We start from the raw sequence: 5388 nt of genomic DNA, 5'->3' as shown, positions 1-5388 counted from the left end.
GTGGTGTGGCCGCTCGGCCCGCCGGTGCCGCCGCCGGCCGGCCGGCTCGCCTTCCGGCCGGTCGCCGACGAGGCCGAACTCATCGGCCTGCTGACCGGCATCCTGGACGGCACCCTGGACGCCCACAGCCGCCACGACCTGAGCCGGATGTCCGCCGGGGAGGCCGCGCAGCTCCACCACGACGAGGAGTTCGCGCACTACACCACGCCGCGCGAGTGGTGGCGGGTGGCGACCCTGCCGGCGACCGGCGAGCCGGTCGGGCTGGTCGTCGCCGCACGCAACCAGTACCGCCCGATCATCGCGTACATCGGCATCCTGCCCGCCCATCGCGGCCGGGGCCTGATCGACGAGGTGCTGGCCGAGGGCACCCGGGTGCTGGCCGGCGCGGGGGCCGAGGTGATCCGGGCGTCCACGGACGTCGGGAACACCCCGATGGCCGCTGCCTTCGCCCGGGGCGGCTACCGAGTGTTCGAGCACGAGACCGTGCTCACCTGGGGCTGACGGCCGATCCGGGGCCGGTCACCCGGGGGCGGCCCTGGCGGGCTCCCCGGGCGGCCGGGCCCGGCCGGCGACCCGCTCCAGGTCGTCGAGGAGCCCGCCGAGCCAGACCACCACGTCCACGGTGTGCAGGGACGCCCGGTCGGCCGGCAGCCTGGTGGCCATCAGGCGCTCGTCGATGAGTGCGCTGCGGGCGTCGCCGAGCTGCGGATCCGCCGGACCGGAGGGCGAGCCGTCCAGCAGCGCCGCGCCCTGCCGCCGGAACGCCTCGGCGACGCCGTTCGCGTCCCGCACCAGCGAGGCCGCGGTCTTGGGACCGGCCACCGCTGAACCGGGCGGGATCCGTGCCAGCAGCGGTTCCGCTCCGCGGACGGTGTGCTGCCCGACCAGGACCGCGGCCTGCCAGTTCGGCCCGTCCCCCGTCGAACCGTGGCGCTCGCAGCGGTACTGGGCGTACATCGCCTCGGTGAGCAGCGCCGACCGCCTGGCCCGGTGCAGGGCGCCGCGCGGCGGGCCCGCACCGGTGACCACTTCGACGGTCTCGCGGAGCGCATCGGCGCTCTCGGCGAGCAGTTCGGCGGTGCGCCGTCGCAGGTCCTGGCCGCCGCCGCGGGGCCAGGCGCAGATCCCGGCGAGGATGCCGATCGCCGCACCGGTCGCGACGTTGACCACGCGGGCCTCCGCCAGCTGCCAGCCGGCCGGCGCCAGCTGGGTGAAGACCATGGCGATCACCACGGTGAAGGTGCCCTGCGCCCAGGCCAGCCCGAGCCCAGGACTCACGGTGAACGCGAACAGCATCACCGGCGGCAGGGCCGCGGCGTAGAAGACCGGGTGGTCCCCGACCGCGACCAGCATCAGCGCGGTCACGCCGGCACCGGTCGCCGTGCCGACCAGCGCCGGGCGCAGCGTCATCCGGGTGTCGGCGGCGCTGGTGCGCATCAGGGTGAGCGTCGCCAGCAGGACCCAGAAGCCGTGCGAGAGGTCGAGGGCGCCGGCCACCAGCCGGGCCGCGCCGAGTGCCGCGGCGGTCCGCAGGGCGTTCCGGAAGTAGACCGAGCGCAGGGTCAGATTGCCCTGGAAGCGGTGCCACCAGAGCAACGCGGTCGGCTCGTGCGCGTACCAGAACGGACCGGGCCGCTGGTCGGGGGGCGTCTGGTCGGGCGGCAGCGGTGCGCACCGGCTCACCCGCGCCGCGAGGGTGAAGAACCGGGTGCCCTCGGCGGCGTCCAGGCTCAGCGTCCCCACCCCGAGCCGGGCCACCACCGCCGTCCCGACCGTGCCGCGGCCCGCACCGTCCACCGCGCCCGGGTGGCCGTCCGGTTCGGCCACCCCGGCGACCCCGGCCACCCCCGCCACCTCGGTGACCCCGGTCGTCCCGCCGGGGCCGGCCGTCCGGGCGGTCTCGAACGCCGCGATCTGCTCCTCGATCGGTCCGGCGGTCGGCACGGGCCCGGTGCTGCGCACCCCGGCCCCCGCGGCGCGCAGCGCCCGGGCGGTGGCCCCGACGAGCTCCGCCGCCTGCGGGTAGGGGCCGCCGACCGCGACGGCCCGGCGGATCCGCAGCAGCTGCATGCAGGTGTAGTGCAGGGTGATGGCGCAGTGGCTGAGGGCGCGGTCCACGGCGTTCGCGGACGCCGGCCGCTCCATCACGGGGATCCGGGAGAACCGCAGGTCGTCCAGGAGGGCGTCGGCGTGCTCCCGGACGTCCGCCGTCCGGTCGGGGGCGGCCCCGCGCGCCCGGCCGGCAGCCGCCGCGGAGCAGTCGGTCGCGGCGATGTCGGCGAGGTCCGCGACGGCCTCGGCCGCCAGGGCCAGCCGCTCCCGGTAGTCCACCGGCGGCGGCTCCGGCCACAGCAACCGGTCCGCCGCGGCGAGCAGCAGGATGCCCGCGGTCGCGCCGACGAGCCGCTGCGGCAGCGTGTCCGGGGCGAACGGCGGGAAGCACGGCAGGATGTAGAAGAGCTGGAGGCCGTTGGCCAGGCCGACCAGGCGCGGCCCGCCGACCGAGGCGAACGACACGGTGAAGCCCACGCCCACCATGCCGAGCGCCGCCGCCCAGGCGTGCACCGCCAGCGCGGTTCCCAGGCAGACCAGCGCCCAGGCGAACGGCAGGGTCATCAGCAGGGTCCGGGCTCGAACCCGCGAGCCGCCGCCGATCTGGGCCAGCACCCCGAGCGCGATCGCGCCGAACAGCGCGTACGTGGCCGTCACCGGCTGGTCGAAGCCGTAGCGGAAGGTGTAGAAGCCCGTGCACGCGGCCAGGGTCACCCGCACCGCGCGGTGCCGGACCGCCGGGGTGGGGCGGGGAAGGCGCCGGTGCTCCGGCCGGGTGGGGGAGCGGCGCATCGCACCTCGTTCCCGTGGCGGCTGGCCGGCCCGGGCGGGCACGGCCCACGGCGGCCCGCCGCGCGCGGCGCGGCTCCTGGCCGTCGGACAACCCCCCAAGGTGCGCCGGCCGCGGTCCGCAGGTCCCGCACCGGTGGCCCGCCCGCCGCCGGCGCATCGTCGCCGGCCGTGCGCCGGGAGGCCGCCGCGCCCGGGCCCGCGGTCACCGGGAGCGACGAGGTCGTTGCGCATCATGAACGCATGGAGGACCTCGCCACGATCACCGTGTTCGTCACCTTCTTCGCCGTCCTGGGGCCGCCGAAGATCCTGATCGCCTTCGCCCACCTGAGCCGCGGGCGGAGCACCGCCGAGATGCGCCGGCTGATCGTCGTCAGCTCCCTGGTGGCCGGTGCGGTCGGCATCGTGATCGCGTACGCGGCCGACCTGCTCACCTCGTTCTTCCACGTCTCCGACCAGTCGCTCGCCCTGGCGGGCGGGACGATCTTCTTCGTCTACGCCGTCGCCCTGGTGCTCGGCATCCACCTCGGCGGCGCGGGCGAGGCGGAACCCGAGGAGCCCGGCCTGGTCGGCGGCCTGCGCGAGCTGCTGCTGCCGTACATCGTCAGCCCGCTGGCGATCTCCGCCGAGTTGGTGGAGTCGCTCGACGAGGACACCTGGAGCTGGCGGACGACGGTGGCCGCGATGTACGTCGCGGTCGTGATCATCGACTGCCTCTGTGTGCTGGTGCTCGTCCCCTTGCTGCCGAAGATCCACATCACGGCGCTGGAGGTGCTCTCCCGGGTGCTCGGCCTGCTGCTCGCCGCGGTCGGCGTCGAGGTGTTCCTGAACGGCCTGGAGGCGCTCGGCGTCCATCTGGCGCCCAGCGCGCACTGACCGGCGCCCGCTGACCGGCGCGCCCACTGACCGGGTGCCGGGGGGACGGCCCGGGTGGCCGGGCGGGGCGGCGCGCGGGGCGCCCCGCGGGGCGCGGCCTGCCCCCCCGCGCCGCCCCCCGAGCCACCGCCCGGGCGCGCGCGCGGGGGGGGGGCCGGCCCCCCCCCCCCGCGCCGGTCAGCCGGTCTCGGCCGGACCTGCCCCCCAGCTCGCCCGGACGAGCTCCCGCTCGGCCGCGGTCAGGTGGAGCGCCGCGGCCAGCCAGGCGGTGGCGTAGCCGTCGGCGTCCGGGTCGGTCAGCCGGCCGAAGGCGTCCCGCCCGCGACGGTCGGCCTCGGCGACCAGCGCGGCGGTCAATTCCGCCGCGGTGTGGAAGCCCGTCCGGCGCAGCGCCGCGGCCGCCGCCCGCGGATCACCCGAGCGGGCGGACTCGGCGGCGGCCCGGCGGCCGCCCGAGACGGCCAGCTCGACTAGCCGGCGCACCCGCCACAGCGGCGAGTCGGCCAGCGGGTCGGGCCCCGCGGCCGCCGCACCGTCCGTCGCCGCGGCCGCCCGCAGTTCCTCGGCGGACGGGAAGTGCATCCCCTGGAGCCGGTCGTAGCCGAGGTCGGCCCGGCCCTGCCAGGCCTCCGGGAGCCGGAGCGTGGCCTCGGCGCCCGGCACCGGGGCGACCGCCAGCGGCCGCAGCGTGGCGGCCCGGTCGGGCTCGATCCGGCCGAGCACCCGCACCCGCACCCCGGGGTGCGCGGCCAGCTGTGCCAGGTTCGCGGTGTGTCCGAGGTCGGGGTGGGCGAGCGCCGCCCGCAGCCGGACCACCGGACCGTGCGGCGCGCCGTCCGGGCCGATCTCCCGGGCGGCCACGCAGTCGGCGGCCGCACCGAGGACGACCAGGTCGCAGCCGACCGGCCCGCGCACCCGGCCGGTGTGCTCCGGGTCGGCGAGCGGTCCGTCCGCGAGCCGCTCCGCGGCGGCCTCGGCCAGCGGCCGGGCGAAGAGGCCGGCCAGCGGACCGGACGACCAGTCCAGCCCGGTGACGGGCGTGGCCCGGACGCCGCGGCCCGCACCCAGCCGGCCGTCCGCCGAGACGGTCGCGCCGGAGACCAGCAGTCCGGCCCGGGAGAGCGCGGAGTGGTCGAGCGGGGCCGATCCCACCGCGACCGGTGCGGTGCCCGCGCCCCGGGCCCGCGCGGGGCCGCCCGGCTTCACGTCGGCGATCGAGAACCAGCGGCCGTCCTCGGCGACCAGATGGGTGATCACGCCGCCGTACCCGGTGGCGGTCAGCACCGGCTCCCGGCAGACCCCGTGCACCCGCAGCGAGCCACCGGGCCGGTAGGTGCGCCGGGCGCTGCCCAGCAGCACCGGGTCGACCTCCGCGGCGGCCACCCCCGTGGTGGTGAGCAGGAGTTCGCGCAGGGCCGCGACCAGGTCGGCGAGCCGGTGGCTCGCGTACCGGGCCCGGGCACCACGCAGGCTGCGGACCACCCGCAGGGCGGCGGCCTCGGCCCGGTACAGGTCCGCCAGACGGGCGGTGTGCGCGGCGCGCAGCAGGTCGGCCTGGAGGACGGCGCCGGCGGACGGCACCCCGGCGGCGAGTACGGCGGCGGCCGCGGCCCGCAGGTCGGCGGCGGCTCGCACCTGTGCGGCCGACGGCGAGACCCGGCCGGGCGGCTC

Annotated in this window: 4 protein-coding genes; 2 read left to right on the top strand and 2 right to left on the bottom strand. The window is 78.0% G+C overall.

Translation table 11 applies throughout. From position 1 onward, the window contains the following. The coding region (locus tag ACFV0G_RS34450; RefSeq protein ID WP_380556476.1) for a GNAT family N-acetyltransferase at positions 1-501 on the top strand (501 nt) is incomplete at its 5' end. Positions 502-519: 18 nt separating this feature from the next. Here ACFV0G_RS34450 and ACFV0G_RS34445 read toward each other — a convergent pair. Continuing rightward, positions 520-2844, bottom strand: a complete 2325-nt coding sequence (locus ACFV0G_RS34445; protein ID WP_380556474.1) for an FUSC family protein — start codon at positions 2842-2844, stop codon at positions 520-522. A gap of 240 nt (positions 2845-3084) precedes the next feature. Here ACFV0G_RS34445 and ACFV0G_RS34440 point away from each other — a divergent pair, with 240 nt between their 5' ends. Beyond that, complete coding sequence (locus ACFV0G_RS34440) at positions 3085-3717, top strand: MarC family protein (protein WP_380556472.1); 633 nt, start codon at positions 3085-3087, stop codon at positions 3715-3717. Between the two features lie 177 nt (positions 3718-3894). Here ACFV0G_RS34440 and ACFV0G_RS34435 read toward each other — a convergent pair. Beyond that, positions 3895-5388, bottom strand: a 1494-nt coding sequence (locus tag ACFV0G_RS34435; RefSeq protein ID WP_380556470.1) for a hypothetical protein, incomplete at its 5' end; no start/stop codon positions are given.

Origin of the sequence: Kitasatospora sp. NPDC059571, from assembly GCF_042735675.1 — a bacterium.
In the GTDB taxonomy this organism is placed as follows: Bacteria; Actinomycetota; Actinomycetes; order Streptomycetales; family Streptomycetaceae; genus Kitasatospora.
Note: the sequence above shows the minus strand (reverse complement) of the source record. Positions and strands in the feature narration are given on the sequence as shown.